The organism is Kitasatospora sp. NPDC086009, from assembly GCF_044540385.1.
In the GTDB taxonomy this organism is placed as follows: Bacteria; Actinomycetota; Actinomycetes; order Streptomycetales; family Streptomycetaceae; genus Kitasatospora.
Map to the genome: position 1 here is coordinate 156,540 of NZ_JBITSA010000015.1, position 20,977 is coordinate 177,516.

At 74.0% G+C, this 20,977-nt stretch carries 17 protein-coding genes; 5 read left to right on the forward strand and 12 right to left on the reverse strand.

All coding sequences use genetic code 11. From position 1 onward, the window contains the following. Positions 1 to 27 precede the first annotated feature (27 nt). From ACIF6L_RS29600 to asnB, 7 genes are all read right to left on the reverse strand, one after another. Positions 28 to 1,053 (reverse strand): 6-phosphofructokinase, encoded by a 1,026-nt coding sequence (locus tag ACIF6L_RS29600; protein WP_329491007.1) that lies wholly within the window; start codon positions 1,051 to 1,053, stop codon positions 28 to 30. Between the two features lie 351 nt (positions 1,054 to 1,404). Next, positions 1,405 to 2,133 carry a glutamine amidotransferase gene (locus tag ACIF6L_RS29605; RefSeq protein ID WP_329491008.1) on the reverse strand — a complete coding sequence of 243 codons (729 nt, stop codon included), beginning with the start codon at positions 2,131 to 2,133 and terminating at the stop codon, positions 1,405 to 1,407. A 43-nt stretch (positions 2,134 to 2,176) separates the two neighbouring features. Beyond that, complete coding sequence (locus ACIF6L_RS29610; protein ID WP_329491009.1) at positions 2,177 to 3,439, reverse strand: MurT ligase domain-containing protein; 1,263 nt, start codon at positions 3,437 to 3,439, stop codon at positions 2,177 to 2,179. Between the two features lie 378 nt (positions 3,440 to 3,817). Next, on the reverse strand, positions 3,818 to 5,245 hold the full coding sequence (locus ACIF6L_RS29615; protein WP_396490556.1) for a GNAT family N-acetyltransferase: 1,428 nt from the start codon (positions 5,243 to 5,245) through the stop codon (positions 3,818 to 3,820). Between the two features lie 76 nt (positions 5,246 to 5,321). Further along, positions 5,322 to 6,758 carry a pyridoxal phosphate-dependent decarboxylase family protein gene (locus ACIF6L_RS29620; protein ID WP_396490557.1) on the reverse strand — a complete coding sequence of 479 codons (1,437 nt, stop codon included), beginning with the start codon at positions 6,756 to 6,758 and terminating at the stop codon, positions 5,322 to 5,324. Between the two features lie 120 nt (positions 6,759 to 6,878). Continuing rightward, a complete protein-coding gene (locus ACIF6L_RS29625; protein WP_329491012.1) occupies positions 6,879 to 7,994 on the reverse strand; it encodes a hypothetical protein in 1,116 nt (371 codons plus the stop codon). A 204-nt stretch (positions 7,995 to 8,198) separates the two neighbouring features. After that, positions 8,199 to 10,049 (reverse strand): asparagine synthase (glutamine-hydrolyzing), encoded by a 1,851-nt coding sequence (gene asnB, locus ACIF6L_RS29630; RefSeq protein WP_396490559.1) that lies wholly within the window; start codon positions 10,047 to 10,049, stop codon positions 8,199 to 8,201. Between the two features lie 249 nt (positions 10,050 to 10,298). On the opposite strand from asnB, the gene ACIF6L_RS29635 reads away from it, so the two are divergent. From ACIF6L_RS29635 to ACIF6L_RS29655, 5 genes are all read left to right on the forward strand, one after another. Continuing rightward, the gene (locus ACIF6L_RS29635) at positions 10,299 to 10,583 is read left to right on the forward strand and encodes a hypothetical protein (RefSeq protein WP_352294279.1); all 285 of its coding nucleotides are present in this window, start codon (positions 10,299 to 10,301) and stop codon (positions 10,581 to 10,583) included. Between the two features lie 43 nt (positions 10,584 to 10,626). Next, positions 10,627 to 12,453 carry a glutamine--fructose-6-phosphate transaminase (isomerizing) gene (glmS, locus tag ACIF6L_RS29640; RefSeq protein ID WP_396490561.1) on the forward strand — a complete coding sequence of 609 codons (1,827 nt, stop codon included), beginning with the start codon at positions 10,627 to 10,629 and terminating at the stop codon, positions 12,451 to 12,453. Positions 12,454 to 12,620: 167 nt separating this feature from the next. Beyond that, positions 12,621 to 13,940: an aldehyde dehydrogenase family protein gene (locus ACIF6L_RS29645; RefSeq protein WP_329491016.1), complete on the forward strand. Its 1,320-nt coding sequence runs from the start codon at positions 12,621 to 12,623 to the stop codon at positions 13,938 to 13,940. Between the two features lie 323 nt (positions 13,941 to 14,263). Further along, positions 14,264 to 14,467 carry a cold-shock protein gene (locus ACIF6L_RS29650; protein ID WP_042388274.1) on the forward strand — a complete coding sequence of 68 codons (204 nt, stop codon included), beginning with the start codon at positions 14,264 to 14,266 and terminating at the stop codon, positions 14,465 to 14,467. Between the two features lie 201 nt (positions 14,468 to 14,668). After that, a complete protein-coding gene (locus ACIF6L_RS29655) occupies positions 14,669 to 15,031 on the forward strand; it encodes a hypothetical protein (RefSeq protein WP_329491017.1) in 363 nt (120 codons plus the stop codon). A 48-nt stretch (positions 15,032 to 15,079) separates the two neighbouring features. On the opposite strand, the gene ACIF6L_RS29660 is transcribed toward ACIF6L_RS29655, so the two are convergent. The 5 genes from ACIF6L_RS29660 to ACIF6L_RS29680 form a co-directional block, all read right to left on the reverse strand. Next, positions 15,080 to 16,234, reverse strand: a complete 1,155-nt coding sequence (locus tag ACIF6L_RS29660; protein ID WP_396490563.1) for a serine hydrolase domain-containing protein — start codon at positions 16,232 to 16,234, stop codon at positions 15,080 to 15,082. Between the two features lie 123 nt (positions 16,235 to 16,357). Beyond that, a complete protein-coding gene (locus ACIF6L_RS29665; protein WP_359838005.1) occupies positions 16,358 to 17,332 on the reverse strand; it encodes a DUF1648 domain-containing protein in 975 nt (324 codons plus the stop codon). Beyond that, positions 17,329 to 17,676: a GntR family transcriptional regulator gene (locus ACIF6L_RS29670; RefSeq protein WP_396490565.1), complete on the reverse strand. Its 348-nt coding sequence runs from the start codon at positions 17,674 to 17,676 to the stop codon at positions 17,329 to 17,331. Before ACIF6L_RS29670 ends, ACIF6L_RS29665 begins: the two co-directional genes overlap by 4 nt. Positions 17,677 to 17,820: 144 nt before the next feature. Beyond that, the gene (locus ACIF6L_RS29675) at positions 17,821 to 19,614 is read right to left on the reverse strand and encodes a beta-galactosidase family protein (RefSeq protein ID WP_396490566.1); all 1,794 of its coding nucleotides are present in this window, start codon (positions 19,612 to 19,614) and stop codon (positions 17,821 to 17,823) included. Positions 19,615 to 19,775: 161 nt separating this feature from the next. Further along, positions 19,776 to 20,735, reverse strand: a complete 960-nt coding sequence (locus tag ACIF6L_RS29680; RefSeq protein WP_396490567.1) for a carbohydrate kinase — start codon at positions 20,733 to 20,735, stop codon at positions 19,776 to 19,778. Positions 20,736 to 20,977: the final 242 nt, after the last annotated feature.

Here is a 20,977-nt window from a genome sequence, read left to right on the forward strand (position 1 = left end):
GGGGCCGGCGGCCGTGGGCGGGTCTGGTCAGATGACCGTCTCCGCCTCCAGGTAACGCTCCTGCGGCACGGTCTTGAGCTCGGCGACGGCCTCGCCGATCGGCACCAGGTTGATGTTGGTGCCCTGCAGTGCGGTGATGTGGCCGAAGGCGCCCTTGTGGACGGCCTCCACGGCGTGCCAGCCGAACCGGGTGGCCAGCACCCGGTCGTACGCGGTCGGGGTGCCGCCGCGCTGGGTGTGGCCGAGGATCACCGGGCGGGCCTCCTTGCCGAGCCGGTGCTCCAGCTCCCGGGAGAGCTGGGTGGCGATGCCGGTGAACCGCTCGTGGCCGTAGATGTCCTTGCTGCCCTCTTCCCAGTGCATGGTGCCGGGCTCGGGCTTGGCGCCCTCGGCGCAGACCACGATCGCGAACTTCTTCTGCCGGTCGAAGCGCTCGCGGACGACGGCCGTGAGCTTGTCGATGTGGAACGGGCGCTCCGGGACGACGATCGCGTGGGCGCCGGCGGCCATGCCCGCGTTGAGCGCGATCCAGCCGGTGTGCCGGCCCATGACCTCGACGACCATGACCCGCTGGTGCGACTCGGCCGTGGTCTTCAGCCGGTCCAGCGCGTCGGTGGCGACCGAGACCGCGGTGTCGAAGCCGAAGGTGACATCGGTGCACGCGATGTCGTTGTCGATGGTCTTCGGCACGCCGACGATCGGCAGACCGGCGTCGCTCATCAGCTTGGCGGCCTTGAGGGTGCCCTCGCCGCCGATCGGGATGACCGCGTCCAGACCGAGGTCGGCGCAGTACCGCTTGGCGCGCTCGACGCCGTCCCGCAGATGGCTCGGCTGTACTCGCGAGGAGCCGAGGATGGTGCCGCCCTGGGCGAGGATGCCGCTCACCGAGTCCAGGGTCAGGGGGCGGTGGACGCCCTCCAGGAAACCTCGCCAGCCGTCCTCGAACCCGATGATCTCGTCGCCGTGGTCGACCACCCCCCGGTGGACCACGGAGCGGATCACCGCATTCAGGCCGGGGCAGTCACCGCCGCTGGTCAGCACTCCAATACGCATTGCTTTGCAACTCCCGAGCAGAACCGAGGAACGGCCGGACTACAGGCTGGGACGACGAACCGTCACCGTAGCGGTCGGTTCCCACACCGTGATGGCGGGGAGATGACCGAGGGGTGAAGGACCGGTCGATCCGGACAGAACGCCCGAAAACGACCGTGCAGTCGAGCATACGACCCCTGCGTCCGGCCGGGCAGGAGCCGACGCGGGAGCGGCGCCGTCGGCGCCCCCGCGCGGAAGTGCAGCCTGCTGCCGAGGAGGGTGTGCAGCCGGCATCCCCATTGTCGTACGTCCGGGCCCGCCCGTGGACCGCATGACCGCATCGCGGGCACCCGGTCGGAGCGGGCCGGCGTACTACGCGGGGCGCGAAGTGGCCGCGATGCGCTCGGCGCGCAGCGCGTCGTACCAGGTGGTGTCGGCCGGCGGCAGGGCGTTCACGTCCAGCGCCAGCTTGATCAGCATGTCCGCGACCGCGGGATTGCGGGCCATCACGGGGCCGTGCAGGTACGTCCCGAAGACGGTGTCCCGCCAGGCGCCCTCGGTGCCGTCACCGGTGCCGTTGCCCCGGCCCGCGGTGACGGTGGCCAGCGGCTGGACGCCCTGGCCGAGGTGCGTGATGCCCTGGTGGTTCTCGAAACCGGTCAGCTGCGGCAGGGCCAGGCGCGGGTCGACGTCGGCGAGCACGTCGCCGACGCAGCGGGCGCCCTCGCCGCGGGTGGTCCAGACGTCGAGCAGGCCGAGGCCCGGCTCGCGCTCGCCGAGGTCGTTGACGAACTCGTGGCCGAGGATCTGGTAGCCGGCGCAGACGGCGAAGATGATCGCGCCGTTCTCGGCGGCCCGGACCAGCCCGCTGTCGCCCCGCAGGCGCTCGGCGGCCAGCCGCTGCGGCCGGTCCTCACCGCCGCCGATCAGGTAGATGTCACCGCTGGTGGGCACCGCCTGGTCGGAGCGGACGTCGATCCTGGTCACGTTGAGGTGGCGCTGGCGGGCCCGGCGCTCCACGACCAGGGCGTTGCCCCGGTCGCCGTAGGTGCTGAGCAGGTCGGGGTAGACCCAGACCACGCGCAGGCTGCTCTCACTCATCCTCGAAGGCCTTCCGTCGTGAAGTGGGCTGCTGGGCCGGGCATCAGCCGGCCACGACCTTCCGCAGCTGCTGGAAGGCGGTGTAGTTGGCGATCGCCTCGATCCGGCCGGGCGGGGCCATCCGGACGGCCTGCTCCAGCGAGTCCACCACGTGGAACTGCAGCCCGGCGACCTCCAGGCGGACGGCGAGGTCCAGCTTGCGCTGGCCCATCACGAAGACCGGGTGCCCGGCGAGGCGCTCGTAGTCGACGTCCCAGAGCCACGAGGTGTCGGTTCCGTCGGCGTCGAGCGCGTTGACGGAGAGGATCACCGGCGCCGGCGGGCCGTCGATCAGCGAGAAGGTCTCCAGCCAGCCAGCCGGGTTCTTGGCGAGCAGCAGCCTGATGTCCCGGCCCTGGTACTGGACCACGTCGTAGCGGCCGGCCACGGCCGTCACCGACTGCATCCGCTCCAGCGCGACCTGCGGCGGGACGCCGAAGACGGCGGCCACGGCGGCGGAGCTGGTGGCGTTGGCCAGGTTGGCGCGGCCGGGCAGCTGGAGCTGGATCGGCCAGGCGCCGCGCTGCGGGTCGATCACGTGGGTGCCCTGGAGCGCCCAGTGCGGGTTGGGGCGCCGGAAGCCGCAGTCCTGGCAGAACCAGTCGTCACCGGGGCGCTGCATCACGCCGCCGCAGGCGGGGCAGGACCAGGCGTCCTCCTTCCAGGCCTGTCCGGCGGCCACCCAGACCACCTTCTTGCAGGAGGAGGCGGCCCAGGTCACCAGCGGGTCGTCGGCGTTGGCGATGACCACGGCCTCGGTGTCCTGGAGGCCCTCGCGCCACTTCTCGGCCATCATCCGGGTCTCGGCGGCGCGGTCCAGCTGGTCGCGCGAGAGGTTGAGCAGGGCGATCGCCTTGGGGTGGGTGTCACGGGCCACTCCGGCCAGGTACTTCTCGTCCACCTCGATGACGCCGAAGCGGGCGTCCGTGCCGCCGGCCAGGGCGGAGGTGATGCCGGCCGGCATGTTGGCGCCCAGGGCGTTGGAGACCACCGGGCCGGCGGCGCGCAGCGCCTCGGCGATCAGCCGGGTGGTCGTGGTCTTGCCGTTGGTGGCACTGACCAGCACGACGTCCAGGTGGTCGGCGAGGGTGGCGAGCAGGTCGGGGTCGAGCCTCAGGGCGATCTTGCCGCCGATCACCGAGCCGCTGCCTCGGCCCGCCTTCTGGGACAGGGCGGCGGCCACCTTGCCGGCCGTGACCGCGATCTTGGCGCGGGCGGGCAGCGAGGCGTCGCGTGCGCCTGTGGGCTCCGATTCGGTGCCTGCCATGCTCAGTGGTTCCTCCTTGCTGCGGCACCGCCCGGGGCCGGATAACGGGCCGTCGGGCGGCGGGGACGGGGCCAGCCTACCGACTCCGCCGCCCGGCTCGACGCTCCGGACCCCGCGCCGCCTGCTGCGACGGCGCCGGCTGCCTCGTCGGCGCCGCTCTGACGCGGCGTCAGAACGGGCGGTGTACGGAGGGGCCTTGCCCTGCGGGGGACGCCTCGGCCGGGCCGGTCGGTTCCCCCGGCGCGCGCCTGCGAAGGGCCCGCCGAGCCGCCCGGCGGCGCCGGTCCGGGCCGGGCGCGCGACGGTCCGGGCGGCGTGATCGCCGCCCGGACCGGTGTGCGTGCCGAGGCCCGCGGTGAGGATCCGGTGAAGACCGGACTACCTGCCCGGCCGGGTGGGCCAGGGCACGGGCAGCTCCTCGGCGGCCTCCGCCAGGTGCGCGGTGATCACCAGGGTGCCCTCCTCGACCTGGTAGTCCAGCGGCGCGGCCAGCTTGCGCATGGTGGCGATCAGCCCGGTGTTGGAGGAGTGGGTGACGGCGTAGACCGTCTCCACCCCGGCCTCCAGCGCCAGCGCGGCCATCCGCCGCATCAGGTCGAGCCCCAGCCCGCGCCGCTGCCAGTCGTCCTCGACCAGCACCGCGACCTCGGCGCTGCCGTCGTCCCACATCAGGTGCCCGAGGGCGACGATCCGCCCGTCGGCGGCCTCGACCGTGAGGGTCTGGCCGTGCCGGGCGTCCAGCAGGTGGTCCAGATAGCGGTCGGCGTCCCGGACCGGGCCGTGGTAGCGCCGGCGCAGGGTCTCCGGGGAGCAGCGCCCGTGCATCGCCAGCGCCGCCTCCCGGTCGCCCTCGTCCGCGCGCCGCACGGTCAGGTCCGCCCCGGCGGGCAGCCGCAGCCGGGCCCGGACGTCCGGCACCCGGGGGCCGAGCAGGGTGTCCAGCTCGACCAGGGCCTGGGCCCGGGCGAACTCGGTCGGGGTGAACGGCAGGTGCGGGCGGCTGAGCTCGATGAGGTCGCCGGAGGGCACCGGCAGCCGCATCAGGTGCCCGTCCACCCCGGCGCCGCCGCGCCGGGCCGCGCCCGGGTACTGCCGGATGGCGCACTGCCCGAACAGCCGGCGCAGCGCGATCGGCAGCTCGGCGGCGTCCAGCGCGGTGCGGGTCGCCAGTGCCAGGACGTGGGTGGGCACGTCCACCAGGTCGTGCGCGTCGGCCGGGTCGGTCCAGATGTCGTGCCCGCCGGCCGACGCCACCAGCGCGGCCAGGTCGGTCCGGGTGAGGGCGTGCGGCGCCCGGACGAAGAACTCGTCCACGGTGCCGTTCGGCAGCGGGTGGGACTGCATCGAGATGATGTTGACCTGCCGCTCGGCGAAGGCCGTGCAGACCCGGGCCAGACTGCCGGGGGAGTCCTGCACCGTGGTGCGGACCCGCCAGAGCGCGGTCTGCTCGAAGTCGGCCAGCGGCCCCTTCAGCCCCTCCGCCGCGTTCGGCGCGGGCGGACCCGGGGGCGCCGACGCGTCCGGGGCCGGCGGGCCGTGCAGATGGTGCCGGTGTGACCACCAGGTGTGGAACAGCGCCGTGGCGAGCAGGGCCACCGCCGAGGCGGCGAGCACCACCGGGCCCTCCGGGCCGTGCACGACGAGCTTGGCCACCAGGTCGGCGGCGGTCACCGAGAGGAAGACCGCGGCCAGCTCCACGGTGTCGCGGCGCCAGCGGTGGGTTCTGGCGCCGCGCCGTTGGGCACGGGAGGGGGTCGGCGAGTGGTCGGTGGATTCGGTCGTCGTCAGAGGCTCCGTGTGCTCCATGCCATCAATCTGCCGCTCCGGTGTTTCGCGATCACGAATCCCCCGTGACCTGTCGGTAAATGTCTCCGGGCCTCGGTTACCGCTGCTCGCCGGCGAGCAGTTCGGCCGCGGCCGACTTCACCTCGGTGAGCAGCAGGGCGAGGTCCGCCTCGGTGGTCGCGGCGTTCAGCAGGCAGGCGCGCAGCATCTCGTGGCCGTCGAGCCGGGCGCCGGTGACGAAGACCCGGCCGCGCCGCTGCACCGCGGTCGGCAGCTCCCGGTTGAGCGCGTCCAGCGCGGCGCCGTCCAGGCCGGCGGCGCGGTGACGGAACGCCACGATCGAGGTCTGCACCTCGGCCAGCAGCTCCAACTCGTCGTCCGCCTCGACGAGTTCCCCGAGGTGGCGGGCCAGCGCGGTGCACCGGGCGATGTCCCGGGCGATGCCGTCGCGGCCCCGGTGGGCGATGGTGGCCCAGACCTTGAGGGCGCGGAAGGGGCGGGTCTGCTCGGTGCCGTACTCGGAGAACCAGCCGAGCGCCCCGGCGGCCTCGTCGCGCAGGTAGGGCGGCACCAGGCTGAAGGTGGCGCGCAGCTCCTCGGTGTCGCGCACCAGCGCGCAGCCGCAGTCCACCGGGACGCCGAGCCACTTGTGCGGGTCGAGGGCGAGTGAGTCGGCCCGCTCCAGCCCGGCGTAGCGGTGGGCGATCAGCGGGTCCAGTACGCCGAAGGCCCCGTACGCGCCGTCCACGTGCAGCCAGAGGCGCTGCTCGGCGCAGACGTCGGCGATCGGTCCGAAGGCGTCCACGGCGCCGGTGCCGACCGTGCCGGCGGAGGCCACCGCCAGGAACGGCAGCAGTCCGGCGGCCCGGTCCCGCTCGATCGCGGCCCGCAGGACGGCCGGGTCGAGCCGGCCGTCGGGGCCGGTGGCGACGGTGCGCAGGTGCCGGCTGCCCAGGCCGAGCAGCTCGGCGGCCTTGCGCACGCACGAGTGCGTCTCGCCGGTGACGTAGCCGACCAGCGGCGGCAGCCCGGCGAGGCCGTCCTCGCGGACGTCCCACCCGGCCGCGCGGGCGGCCCGGTCGCGGGCGGCGGCGAGGCAGACGATGGTCGCCATCGAGGTGCCCGAGGTGAGCAGCCCGCCGCCGGCCGGGTGGGGGAAGCCGACCAGCTCGGCGATCCAGCGGACCACGGCCCGCTCCAGGTGGACGTCGGCGTGGTCGCCGCCGGCCGAGCTGGGGTTCATGGCGGACGCGGCGAGGGTGGCGAGCACGCCGGCCGGCGCGGGGGCGGAGTTCACCCAGCCGAAGAACCGCGGGTTGCCGTTGCCCATCGGGTACGGCAGCACCTCCGCGTCGATGGCGGTGAGCAGCTCGGTGAGCGGCCGGCCGGCCGCGGGCAGCGGCGCGTCCAGCAGGGCCTGCCGGGCGCTGTCGTCCATCGGCTGCCAGACCGGGCGCGCGGGCAGGTCGGCGAGGTAGTCGCTGACCAGGTCGGCGGCGGCGTGCGCGGCGGCGCGGAAGTCCTCGGAGGTCACGGCGGGCTCCAGGTGGTACGGGGCCTGGTGGCGCGGCGTCCTCGGCGCACCCGGATCAGCCCGATCCTACGAAAGCGGGCCCGCGCCGTGCGGCGCGGGCCCGGTCCTGGGGGGAGGGGGTCAGTCCAGGGAGGCGGAGAGCCCGCTCGCCGAGCGGCAGTAGCCCTGCATCTCCTTGTTCGTGATCTTGGCGCAGAGCCGGCCGGCCGCGCCGCCGTCGGTGTAGTTGACCGTGTAGTAGCTGACCAGGCCCTCGGCGCAGGCCTTGCGCTGCCAGCCGTCGGCGGCGGTCGCGCACTGCTCGGCGGCCCAGTCCTCGCGGTCCAGGTTGTACTTCATGGTCCGCGAGCCGACGCCCCGGCTGCAGTCCACCGCGCCGCCGCTCGCCTTGCCGTTGAGGCACCACTTCAGCGCCTCGCCGTAGACCTCGGGGTGGTTCGGGTAGTCGTGCGAGGAGAGGAAGAAGGTCGGCGCGTAGAAGTAGCAGGCGGACTGGTAGAGGGCCGGCTGGTCCTTGCACGGGTAGAGCGGGTCCTGCGCGAGCTTGTCGGCGGGCAGGTTCGCCTTCGCCTTCTCGTCCTCCTCGTCCGGGCCGAAGAGCTGCATGAACAGGCCCTCCGAGCAGCGGATCCGGTTCTGGTCGGTGGTGAACTTGTTGCAGAGGTCGCGGGCCTTGGCCACGTCCTGCTTGGCGACGAACATCGTGCCGTGCCCGACGCCGTGGATGCAGGGGCCGGTGTTCTTGGGCGCGCAGAGCTTGAGCAGGTCCACCTCGGGCTGGGCGGAGGCGTTCAGCATCTCCTCGACCGCGCCGTGCAGGTAGCCGGCCGCGCAGGTCTCGTGGGGGAAGGAGATGACCTTCTGGAAGTCGGCGTTGTACCGCTTGACCGCCTCGTGCCCGAGCTCGTGCGCGATCGGGTGGCAGAACCGGACGGTGTACGGCAGCTGCTTGGTGATCCGGTCGAGGTCCGCCAGCGCCACCCCCGGGTCGCTCGCCTGCATCTCGGCCATCATCTTGTTGCGCAGCGTCGAGCGGGTCCAGACCGCCGGGTCACCGGTCGGGGTGGCGGTCGCGGCGCCGCCGACGGGGGGTGCGTTGGAGCCGGCCGCGGTGGCGGCGCCGGGGGCGGTCGCCGAGGTGCTCGTCGCGGGGGTCCAGTCGGTGACGGCCACCGACCCGAGGCCCAGCACTCCCAGCAGGAGGGCGGTGAGAATCGCGAAGACTCGCGGCTGCATGGCGGAGATCCCCCGGCGGATCGAGACGGACGGTTCGCTCCCCATCCTGACGCCACGGGGGCGGGAATCCGCGTTTTGGGCAGCCATTCGGGAGGTGTCGGCGACGCTATCGCACGTCGCACCCGGTCAACGAAGCGGGATGCCCGGCGGTCACCACCCGGACGGCGGGCACCCGGCACGCCGCCGTCCGGAGGTGACGGCCGCTCACAGTTCCAGGGAGACCTGGTACTCCGTCAGCCAGGCGTTGAGGTCCAGCGCCAGGTCGACGCCGAGCCGGACGGACTGCGGGTCGGTGTCCGGCGCGAGCGCGTCGGTGAGCGCCCGGCGGTCCAGCAGGCCGAGCACGGGGGCGCCCGGGTCGGCGGCGAGTTCGGCGAGTTCGGCGCGCAGCAGCGCCGGGTAGTGCGGGTCCTGGACGACGGGGTACGGGCTCTTCACCCGGTCGGCGATCTCGGCCGGCAGCAGGTCGCGGACGGCGGCCCGCAGCAGGCTCTTCTCCCGGCCGTCGAAGCTCTTCATCGCCCAGGGGGTGTTGAAGACGTACTGGACCAGCCGGTGGTCGCAGAACGGCACCCGGACCTCCAGGCCGTTGGCCATGCTCATCCGGTCCTTGCGGTCCAGCAGGATGCAGACGAAGCGGGTGAGGTTGAGGTAGGAGATCTCGCGCATCCGGCGTTCCACCGGGTCGGCGCCGGGCAGGTGGGGGACTTCGGTCAGCGCCTCGCGGTAGCGGGCCCGCCGGTACTCGGCCACGTCGAGCTTCTCGGCCAGCCCCCGGTCCAGCAGCTGGTCGCGGGGGCCGGCGCCGGTTCCGCCGAGCTGGGTGACCGCGTCCACCCACGGGAAGTCGTCGGCGGCGACCAGCTTCGGGTCGTGGTACCAGCGGTAGCCGCCGAACAGCTCGTCGGCGGACTCGCCGGACAGCGCCACGGTGGACTTCTCGCGCACGCCCCGGAAGAGCAGCAGCAGCGAGACGTCCATGTCGCCGAAGCCGCCGGGGGTGTCCCGGGCCCGCAGTACGGCGGAGCGCTGCGCCGGGTCGGTGAGCGCGGCGCTGTCCAGCTCGATGACGTGGTGGTCGGCGCCGACGTGCCCGGCCAGCAGCCGCGCGTACGGGCCGTCCGGGGTGGACCGGACGGCGTCGGCCCGGAAGCTCTCGCTCTGGCCGGTGAAGTCGACCGCGAAGGAGCGCACCGGGCCGGCTCCGGCCGTCCGCAGCGCCCGGGCGGCGATGGCGGTGACGGCGCTGGAGTCGAGCCCGCCGGAGAGCAGCGAGCAGAGCGGGACGTCCGCCTCCAGCTGGCGGTGGACGATGTCCTCCAGCAGGGCGCGGACGGTGGCGACGGTGGTCTCCAGGTTGTGGGTGTGCTCGCGGGCCTCCAGCGCCCAGTACCGCCGGGTCGTGACGCCCTGGCTGCGCACCCGGACGACGTGGCCGGGCCGCACCTCGGCGATCCCCCGGTAGACGGTGCGGCCGGGGGTCCGGCTGACGGCGAGCATCTCGCGCAGCCCGTCCAGGTCGACCACCGCCCGGACGTCCGGGTGCGCCAGCACGGCCTTGGCCTCGGAGCCGAAGACCACGCCGTGCGGCGTCCGGAAGTAGTGCAGCGGCTTGACGCCCATCCGGTCGCGGACCAGCAGCAGCTCCTGGCGGCGGGAGTCCCAGACGGCGAAGGCGAACATGCCGTTCAGCCGCTCGGCCAGGCCCTCGCCCCACTCCAGGTAGGCGTGCAGCACCACCTCGGTGTCGCTGCGGGTGCGGAACCGGTGGCCGGCCGCCTCCAGCTCGGCGCGCAGCTCGCGGTGGTTGTAGACCTCGCCGCTGTAGGTGAGGGCGGCCAGTACGCGGCCGTCGTGCTCGACGGTCATGGGCTGGGTGCCGCCCTCGATGTCGATCACGGCGAGGCGGCGGTGGCCGAGCGCGGCGTGCCGCTCCAGGTGGGCGCCGCCGGCGTCCGGGCCGCGGCAGAGCTGGGTCCGCGTCATCGCGTCCAGCACTGGACGCTGGGCGGTGAGGTCGCGCTCGAAGTCGACCCATCCGGTGATCCCGCACATCAGCAAGCCTCCGGTCTTCCGCTACGCATCTCCGATGCGTATGCGGAGTATCACGCTACGGGGCGTAGTGGTGTCGCTACAAGGGTGTGTCGGCCGGGTGGCGAGCCGGCGCCGGTCGGGGTGGCGCGCCGCCACCCGAGGGCCGGAAGGGGCTTCGGGCGCCCCGCCTGCTCCGAATGTCGCAAGGTCTGCCCGGAATCGGGCAGGATCTTTGATCTCGCGGCTCGGTCCGGCCTAGGCTCCCGATTCGTGTCCAGCTCACCCGGCTCCTCGCACCCTCACGAAGACCTGCTCGCCCACCTCACCCGGACCAGCCCGCTCGGGCCCCGCGAGGCGGCGCGGGTGGTGGCGGAGGTGCTGGCGTACTTCTCCGAGACGACCGAGGAGTACGTCCGCCGCCGCCACGGCGAGCTGCAGGCACGCGGCCTGACCAACGAGAAGATCTTCGCCCGGCTGGCCGAGGAGCTGCCCGCCCGGCGCGTCGCGGCGCCCGGGCTCTCGGCCCGCCAGCTGCGCCGGATCGTCTACGGCTGACCGCCGTCGCCCCTCGCCCTCCCCGTTCAAGGAGTCCACCCAGATGTGCGGAATCGTGGCCTACATCGGCCCCAAGGACGCGACCCCCTTCCTCCTGGAGGGCCTGGCCCGGCTGGAGTACCGCGGCTACGACTCGGCCGGCGTGGCCGTCACCGGCCGCACCGGCGGCCTCAAGCTCCGCAAGGTCAAGGGCCGGGTCGCCGACCTCGCCGCCGCCGTGCCGGCCCGGTTCAAGGGCACCACCGGCATCGGGCACACCCGCTGGGCGACCCACGGCGTGCCCAGCGACGCCAACGCCCACCCGCACCTGGACAACGCCGAGCGCATCGCCGTCGTCCACAACGGCATCATCGAGAACGCCGACGAGCTGCGGGCCAAGCTGACCGCCGACGGCGCGGTGTTCCGCTCCGAGACCGACACCGAGGTGCTCGCCCACCTGATCGCCGCGCACGCCGCCGAGGGCGCGGAGCTGGAGGACGCGGTGCGCGCCGCGCTCGGCAAGGTGGTCGGCACCTACGGCATCGCCGTGCTTGACGCGGAGCAGCCCGACCGGATCGTGGTCGCCCGCAACGGCAGCCCGATCGTGCTCGGCATCGGCGAGAAGGAGATGTTCGCCGCCTCCGACGTCTCCGCCCTCGTCCGCTACACCCGCCAGGTCGTCCACCTGGAGGACGGCGAGCTGGCCACCGTCCGCGCCGACGGCTTCCGCACCTTCACCGAGGACGCCCGCACCACCCACCGCCAGCCGTCCACCGTCGACTGGGAAATCGACTCCTACGACACCGGCGGCTACGAGCACTTCCTGCTCAAGGAGATCCACGAGCAGCCCGGCTCGGTGGAGCGCACCCTCAGCGGCCGGCTCGACGAGCGCTTCGCCACCGCCCACCTCGGCGGTCTCAACCTGGACGCCCGCGAGCTGCGCGAGATCCGCCGGGTCAAGATCCTCGGCTGCGGCTCCGCCTACTACGCCGGCGAGATGGGCGCCCAGCTGATCGAGGAGCTGTCCCGGATCCCCGCCCACAGCGAGCCGGCCTCGGAGTTCCGCTACCGCAACCCGGTGATCGAGGCGGACACCCTGTACGTGGCGGTCAGCCAGTCCGGCGAGACGTACGACACGCTCGCCGCCGTCCAGGAGATCAAGCGCAAGGGCGGGCGGGTGCTCGGCGTGGTCAACACCGTCGGCAGCGCCATCGCGCGCGAGTGCGACGGCGGCATCTACCTGCACGCCGGACCGGAGATCTCGGTCGCCTCCACCAAGGCCTTCACCTCGACGGTGGTCGCCTTCGCGCTGCTCGCCCTGCACTTCGGCCGCATCCACGACCTCTCGCCCGCCGACGGCCGCCGGATCGTGGCCGGGCTGAAGGCGCTGCCGGACCAGATCCGGGAGATCCTCGCGCAGGGCGAGGAGATCGCCGAGCTCGCGGCCGCGTACGCCGAGTCCGAAGGCATGATGTTCATCGGCCGGGTCCGCGGCTTCCCGGTGGCCCGCGAGGGTGCGCAGAAGCTCAAGGAGATCTCCTACGTCCACGCCGAGGCCTACCCCGCCAGTGAGCTGAAGCACGGCCCGCTCGCGCTGATCAGCCCCGAGCTGCCGACCGTCGCGCTGGTCCCGGACGACGAGCTGCTCGACAAGAACCTCACCACCCTCGGTGAGATCAAGGCCCGCTCCGGTCGCGTGCTGGCCGTCGCCCACCGCCGGCCCGAGGCCAAGCTCGCGGACCACTGCATCCTGGTGCCCAAGAGCGAGCCGGAGCTGGACCCGCTGCTCCTCAACATCCCGCTCCAGCTGCTGGCCTACTACGCCGCGGTGGCCCTGAAGCGCGACGTCGACAAGCCGCGCAACCTGGCGAAGAGCGTGACGGTCGAGTAGCGGCCGCCCGGCCGCACGGAACCGGCCGCCCGGGTGCGTCGCGCGCCCGGGCGGCCGCGCCGGTCCCGGAGATGATTGACTTTGCCAACCATCTCGGCCTACTGTCGACAGAAGCTTGATGTTGTCAACTATCAAGCGCTTCAAAATTTCCTGTCGGGAGTACTCTCATGAAGGCCATCACCGAATCCGATCCCGCCACCGTCGTCGCCGGGCTGCGCGCCGCCTTCGCGAGCGGCCGGACCCGCCCGGTCGCCTGGCGCCGGGAGCAGCTGGGCGCCCTGCGCGCGCTGCTCACCGAGCGGAGCGAGGATTTCCTCACGGCGCTCCACGCCGACCTCGGCAAGGGACCCGCCGAGGCGTACCGCACGGAGATCGCCTTCACCCTCAACGAGCTCGACCACACCGTCCGGCACCTGGATGAGTGGCTGAGCCCGCGGCCGGCCGACGTCCCCGAGGCGTTCCGCCCGGCCACCGCCCGGGTGGTCCGGGAGCCGCTCGGCGTGGTGCTGGTGATCGCGCCCTGGAACTACCCGCTCCAGCTCGCCCTGGCCCCGGTGGTGGGCGCGCTGGCGGCCGGCAACGCCGTCCTCGTGAAGCCCAGCGAGCTGGCCCCCGCCACCTCCGCCGCGCTGGCCCGGCTGCTCCCGCGCTACCTCGACCCGGAGGCCGTCGCCGTCGTCGAGGGCGCCGTCCCGGAGACCACCGCCCTGCTGGAGCAGCGGTTCGACCACATCTTCTACACCGGCAACGGCGCGGTCGGCCGGATCGTGATGACCGCCGCCGCTCGCCACCTGACCCCGGTGACCCTGGAACTCGGCGGCAAGAGCCCGGTGGTGGTCGACCCGGACACCGACCTGGAGGTCACCGCCCGGCGGCTGGCCGCCGGCAAGTTCCTCAACGCCGGCCAGACCTGCGTGGCCCCCGACTACGTCCTCGCCGTGGGCGGCACCGGCCCCGCGCTGGCCGGGCACCTGGCCGAGGCCGTCCGCGCGCTCTACGGCGAGGACCCGGCGGCTGATCCCGAGTACGGCCGGATCGTCAACACCCGCCACTTCGACCGCCTGGCCGCGCTGCTCGGCGACGGCCGCGTGGTCACCGGCGGCGGCCACGACCGGGCCACCCGCTTCATCGAGCCCACCGTGCTGGCCGACGTGGATCCGGACGCCCCGGTGATGCGCGAGGAGATCTTCGGCCCGGTGCTGCCGGTGCTGGAGGTGGCCGATCTCGACGCGGCGATCGCCTTCATCACCGCGCGGGAGAAGCCGCTCGCGCTCTACGCCTTCACGGAGTCGGAGACGACCAAGCGCCGGCTCGCCGAGGAGACCTCCTCCGGCGCCCTGGTCTTCGGCCTTCCGGTGTCCCATCTGGCCGTGCCCGAACTGCCCTTCGGCGGCGTCGGGGAGAGCGGCATGGGCAACTACCACGGCGAGTACTCGCTGGCGACGTTCAGCCACACCAAGGCGGTGCTCGACAAGCCGCTGGGCTGAGCCCGGGGGCCCGTCCAGGGGCGCCGCCCGCCTCCCGGGGCGGGCGGCGCCCGCGTTCGGAAGCGCCCGCGCGCGGCCGGGCCGGACGGTGCCGGATGCCACACCGCGGACGTGGCCGGAAAAGGACCCCGTTTCGCGCCCGCACCTGCTAGAGTCGACGTCAGTTGCAGTTTTGGTTCCCATGAACTCTGTGTGCGCCTGCCGGTTGTAACCGCTGGCGCATTTTTGTTTTCCCCGGATTTTCCTCGGGTGGGCCTCATCGCGGCGACGCGGGACTTCGCGAGGTGCGAAGCTCCGGATTTGCCCTTTCAAGGAGAATTTTTATGGCTAATGGCACTGTGAAGTGGTTCAACGCGGAGAAGGGCTTCGGCTTCATCGAGCAGGAGGGTGGCGGCCCGGACGTCTTCGCCCACTACTCGAACATCAACGCCCAGGGCTTCCGTGAGCTGCTCGAGGGCCAGAAGGTCGAGTTCGACGTCACGCAGGGCCAGAAGGGCCCGCAGGCGGAGAACATTCGCCCCCTGTAGTACGCACCGCTGAGCGGCCCCGGCCGAACAGCACGGGCCTGCACTGCGCTTCGCGCACGGTGCAGGCCCTTCGGCGTTCCCGTGGGCGGGCCGGGCGGCCGTGGGCGCCCGCGGCCGACAGGCGGCGCCGGGACCGGCCGGAGCGAAGCCGGCGGGCCCGGGACCCTGACTCCGCCGGGTCCGGTCCGTTAGCCTGGCGGTATGCCGAACCCGGATCCGTTGCTCATCAGTATCACCGCGATGGTGGAGTCGACGGGCAGTAATCAGATGCCGATCACCGTGGTCGTCCCCGGCGCAGTCATTACCGGGCGGCTCGCCGCCGAGACTGTCTGGCGGGAACGAGTCGCCGAAGTCCTGGAGGCGTCCGACCACCTCAAACCCTTCGCGCCGCTGTTCGCCGATGCGGTGACGGACGCCGACGCCCCGGTGACCCACCTGCACCTGCACCTCGCCAAGATCCTGCAGGGCAGCTTCGGCCTCCCGCACACCGGCGGGATGTACCGCATCGCGATCGACGACGTCAGCAGCTGGACCCTGGGGGACCTCAGCTACTCGGACCAGTGACGGCGGCGGGTGCCCGGCCGGTCGCGCAGGCCCGCCGGGCACCCGTCCTCAGCGCACCGCCGCGGCGGCGCGGAGGACGGCCGCGGCCAGCGCGTGGTTCTCCGGCGCACCACCGCCTTCGGTGCTGAACCTGCGGCGGGTGTAGCCGTACGCCACTCCGCTGCGAGGATCGGCGAACGACTGGGCGCCCACCGCGCCGCTGTGCCCGAAGGCGTCCGGCCCCAGGAAGGGGTAGCGCGACCCCTGCGCCTCGAAGCCGAGGCCGAAGTGGTCGCGCTCACCGGTGACCAGGTCGACGCCGGTCGTCCGGACCGGGCCGAACTCGGCGATCGTCTCCGCCGTCAGCAGCGGCGGCCGGCCGTCGAGCCCGAAGGCGGCCGCCGCGTACATCGCCGCCAGCCCGCGGGCGCTGCCCACCCCGCCGGCGGAGGCCGGGCCGAGGGCGCGGACCGCGGGGGTGCCGGCGAACTCCACCAGGTCGGTGGGCGGGTCGGCGTTCAGGTTGAAGGCGATCCCGGTGAGGCTGTCCGGAGCGGGCGGCCCGCCGGCCGCCGCGCGCTGCTCCGGCGTGGGGCGGGCGGCCAGCACCGGCAGGTGGCGCGGCTCCAGACCGGCCGGCAGGCCGAAGTGGAAGTCGAGCCCGTACGGCGCCCGGACCTCCTCCTCGTAGAGCTCCTGGATGGACCGGCCGGTGCGGCGGCGGACCACCTCGCCGGTGAGCGCGGCGATGACGAAGGCGTGGTAGCCGTAGGCCGTCCCGGGCTCCCAGTAGGGCTTCTGACGGGCCAGCCGGGCGGCGATCCGCCGGTCGTCCGCCAACTCCTCGACGGTGAAGCCGCCGTCGACACCGATCAGTCCGGCCCGGTGCTCCAGTACCTCCCGCAGGGTGATCCCGGCCTTGCCCTCCGCCGCGAACTCCGGCCAGTGACGGGCCACTTCCTCGTCCAGGCCGAGCACGCCCCGCTGCACCAGCAGCGCCACCACCAGATGGGCGGCGCCCTTCGCCGAGGAGTAGAGGGAGAGCAGCGAGTCACCCGCCATGCCCTCGCCCGTCCAGAGGTCCACCACCCGGCGGCCGTCCAGGTGGGCGGCCAGCTGGGCGCCGCCGTGGCCCGGATCGGTGGCCACGACGGCGGCGAACTCCGCGCGCACCCCCTCGAATCCCGGCGCCACGCTGCCATGGACGGTGGTACTGCTCGGCATTGGTTCCCCCGGGGTCGCGCACTTGGTCAGGCCTTGATCATCGGCCTGTCGAAGCGTCAACCACCGGTGGGCCGGGCGCATTCCTGCCGGGCACGCGGTTCCTTCGGGGCCGGCCGGGCGTGGTCACCTGTCGGCCCGCTGCGCCGCGAGGGTGTTGAGCAGGGCGGCTCCGCGCTCGGCGTCGTCGACGCTGACCGCGAACTCCGCGCCCGTGCGCGGGTGGACGACCAGGCACTCGCCGCGCCGGAGCATCACGGTGGTGCCCAGCCCGCTCAGCCGGTAGCCCCAGCCGCCGACCTGGGCGGGCGTCCGCTGTTCGACGCGGGCCGACTCGATGTCCTGGACCGGCCAGCGCCGGACTGGCCAGCCCGCCGGGCCGAAGGCCACCTCCAGGCCCTCGGGCGTCACCCGGGCCTGGACGGAGGAGCAGCCGAGCACCGCCGCGGCGGCGAGGGCCAGCGGGGCGATCGCCGCCCAGGGGGCGTCGATGAGCCCGCCGGCCGCGGCGATCGCCCCGGCCGCCGCGGCCAGACCGAACACGGCGGCGGTCAGCTGGAGCCAGGGGTTGGTCGTCCAGGAGAGCCAGACGAACCGCTCTCCCACGGGGACGTCGAGCACCGGTCCGCCGGCCGGGGCCGCGGCGGCCGTCGTACCGCGCCGGCCGACGAGCAGGCCCAGCAGACCGGCGAGCAGGGCCGCGCCCAGGGTCAGGGCGACCGCGGCGCCGACCCCGTCGGCCTCGGCCCAGTCGGCGCGGTCCAGGTTGGCGTGCACGATGGCGGCCTGGGCGCCGGTCAGCAGGACGCCGGTGAAGAGCAGCGTCGCGCCGAACCAGGGGCGCGCCGGCGGGGTCGTGCGCCGGGTCAGCAGGGCGAGGACCAGCACCAGGACCGCCCAGATCAGGGCGGGGAAGAGCGGGACGGCCCAGCGGGGCAGCGAGCCGTCCGGGTGCCCGCCGTCGCCCCAGTGGGTGGCCACCCGCTCGGGCAGCCGCCCGGCGGCACTCACCGGCAGGGCGACCAGCGCCGCCAGGACGCCGGCCACCCAGGCCGCCGCGCTCCAGCGCGCTCCACGATTCCGGTTCCCCCCACTGCTCACGGCAGCCTCCTGATCAGTTCGACGAGATCGGCCCGGCTGTACCCCAGGCGGGCCGCTTCGGCGACCAGTTCGGCCGCCTGCCGGGCCAGTTCGGCGCGCTGGCCGGCGCCGCCGGCGACGGTCACGCCGCGCCCCCGGCGGAACTCCAGCACTCCCTCGTCCCGGAGGGACCGCAGGCCCCGCAGGACGGTGTTGGCGTTGACGCCGAGCGCGCGGGAGAGCTCCCGGGCGGGCGGCAGTCGGTCGCCCGGCGCGCACTCGCCCTCGGCGATCGCGCGCCGGATCGCACCCGCGACCTGCTCGTGCAGGGGGCGGTTGTCGGTGAGGTCCAGCTTGAGCAACATGGTGATATCGACAGTAGCACCATGTGGCGATAGTGCCATCGCCGAGGGAGCGGCCGGACCGCCGCGTCCGCGCCGGCCGAGGCCGTTCACGGGGCCGCAGGCCCGCCGGATTCCGGGCGCCGGGGGCTCGGCGCTCCGGGGGGCTCAGTAGTCCGCGCTGGGCGCCGCCGCCGTGGGGCCGAGGTCCGGCGTGTCGCGGAGTTCGACCGCCTCCCCGTGGGTCTCCAGTTCGAGGACGACCAGCTCGTTGCGGCCGGCCCGCCAGAGCGGGGCCGGCGCGTACAGCGTGCGCTGCGGGCCCTGCCGGGTGTAGCGGCCGAGCAGGAAGCCGTTCAGCCAGAGCAGGCCCCGGCCCCAGTCCGGGAGGGCGACGAAGGCGTCGGCGGGGGCGTCCAGCGCGGCCTCGAAGCGGTGGAAGACCGGGTCGCCGTCGGCGGCCGGTGCGGTGGCGTCACCGAAGGCGAGCGGGCCCAGGTCGTCGAGCGGGAGCGGGCGGATCTCCCAGTCGAAGAGGCGCTGGGAGCCGTGCGAGACGCCGCGGCCGATGCCCTTGCGGTCGTCCAGCTGAGGGCCGTAGTTCACCCGGCCGAGTGCCTCCACCAGGACGTCGAGCGCCGCACCGGCCGGGCCGCTCTCCAGCGGCAGCGTCCCGCCGGGGGCATTGCGGTCCAGGACGCCGAGCGGCACGCCGTCGGCGAAGACGTGGGCCCGGTCGCCGATCCCGTCGATCCGCAGCGCCGCGGCCGGGCGGGGGCCGGGCACCCGGGTGCGGTAGTGGATCAGGCCGAGGGACTGGCCGACCCGCTCCATCGGCTCCGGCGTCGCGCTGCGGACCGGCGTGGACAGCGCGTCGAGGGAGGCCAGCAGGCGGGCACGGCCGGTCGGGCTTGCGAGCCGCTGCGGCGCGACGCGCGGGGCGGGCTCCGGCAGCGCCGTGTCCGGCAGTGGGGCGTACTTGGCGATGACGGACCGGAACGCGTGGAACTTCTCGGTCAGTTCACCCGCCTCGCCGATCGGCGCGTCGTAGTCGTAGCTGGTGGAGGTGGGCTCGTACCCGGCGTCGTACGGATGGGCGCCGAAGTGGTTGGCGCCCGACCAGAAGCCGAAGTTCGTGCCGCCGTGGGCCATGTAGAGATTGACCGAGGCACCGGTCGCGAGGAGTTCGTCGAGGGAGCGCGCGGACTCCCCGGCGTCGCGGACGTGATGCGGCCCGCCGACCCGGTCGAACCAGCCGATCCAGAACTCCATCGCCGTCAGCGGGCCCTTGGGCTGATGGCGGCGCAGGACGGCGAAGCGCTCGGCGGCCCGCGACCCGAAGGTGGCGGTGGCCAACTGGCCGGGGATCGCGCCACCCTGCTGCAGGGCGTCCTCGGCGCCGTCCGTGGTGAAGAGCAGGCAGTCCAGGCCCCGGCCGAGCAGGCCGTCGCGCAGGTGGGCCAGGTACCCGGCGTCGTCGCCGTAGCTGCCGTACTCGTTCTCGATCTGGACGGCGACCACCGGGCCGCCGCGGCTCGCCAGCAGCGGCAGGATCTCGGGCACCACGGCGTCGAACCAGCCGTCCACCTCGGCCAGGAACGCCGGGTCGGCGCAGCGCAGCCGCAAGCCGTCGGCGGCGAGCAGGCGGGCCGGGAGGCCGCCGAACTCCCACTCCGCGCAGATGTACGGGCCGGGGCGCAGGATCACGTCCAGGCCGTTCGCCCGCGCCAGCCCGGCGAACCGGGCGATGTCCCGCCAGCCGGTGAAGTCGACCTCGCCGGAGGACAGTTCGTGGAAGTTCCAGGGGACGTAGGTGTCGACGGTGTTGGCGCCCATCGCGCGCAGCCGGCGCAGGCGGTCGTCCCAGAGGTCGGGGTGGACGCGGAAGTAGTGCAGGGCGCCGGAGATGATCCGGTGCGGGGCGCCGGCGCGGCGGAACCCGGTGTCGTCGTAGTCGAGCAAGGGGGCCTGCCTTCGGTGGGAACACGGTGGGATCGCGGAGTGATCGTGGTGTGCCGGGCGAGGGTCGAGGGGCCGACGGTCGGTGTACGGGTGATCTTCGGAGCCTACCCGGGGCGGCCGACGGGATGCCGGAGCACGGGCCACCGGTGCGGGGCGTCGGGCTACGAGTCGGCCCGGTCCCGGAGGTCGGCGTGCCAGGGCGGGTTGGGGCCGGCGACCGAGCAGGTCAGGGCGGCCACCCGGGCGGCGAAGCGGCAGGCGTCGTGCACCTCCTCCGGGGTCAGCGCGTCGAGGCGGCCGCCGAGCCGGCCGATCCCGCCGAGGTGGTGCAGCAGGCCGCCGGTGAAGGCGTCGCCGGCGCCGATGGTGTCGACCACGTCGGTCCGCGGGGCGTCGACGGTCAGCCGCTCGCCGTCCAGCGAGGCCAGCGCGCCCCGGCCGCCCAGGGTGATCACGACCAGTCTGACACCGGCCAGGTGCCAGTCGTCGCAGGCGCGTTCGGGACTGACGCCGGGCAGCAGCAGGTCGAGGTCGTCCGCGCTGAGCCGCAGGATGTCGGCGGCCGCGCACCAGTGCGGGAGCCGGGACCGGTAGCGTGCCGGATCGACCAGCAGCGGACGCACGTTGGGGTCGATCGACACGGTCGGGCGGCCGGGGGCCCGGGTCAGCAACTCCTCGACGCGGGGGCCGCCGGGCTCGCGGACCAGGGCGAGCGAGCCGGTGTGCAGACAGCCCACGCCGGCCAGCGGGAGGGCGCCGAGCTCGGCCGCCGTCCAGGCCCAGTCGGCGGTGCCCTCGGCGTGGAACGAGTAGCGGGCCTGGCCCAGTTCGTCCACGGTGGCGATGGCCAGGGTGCTGGGTTCGGCCGCCGCGACACTGCCGCCGAGGTCGACGCCGGAGGAGTCGAGGTGCTGTCGGAACAGCGCCCCGAAGGGGTCGGCGGAGATCCGGCCGAGGAAGCGGGTCGGGGTGCCCAGCCGGGCCAGCGCGACGGCGGTGTTGGCGGGGCCGCCGCCGGGCAGGACGCGCAGCGCGAGTTCGCCGGGGCGCCGCTCGGCGGAGGAGTCGGTGAACGCGTCGGCGACGCACTCGCCGAGTACGGCGACCGGGAGTCGGGTCATGGCGGACCGCCTTCGGGAGAGGGCTCGTTGGGTGCTGCCGGGCGTCCCGGGCGACACCGCAGGGGTGTTCCCGGGGCACCTCAGCGTACGGGGGGATGCCGCCGGGGCGGGAGCACCGAAGGCCCGCACGGCGTCGGGCGGGCGTTGCTCACGGCGTTGCCCTCGGCGCGTCGGATCGGGCATCCCGGACCAGGGCCGGACGGCCGGGCCCGCCCGCCCCGGCCGTCCGGTGGGGTGTCCGG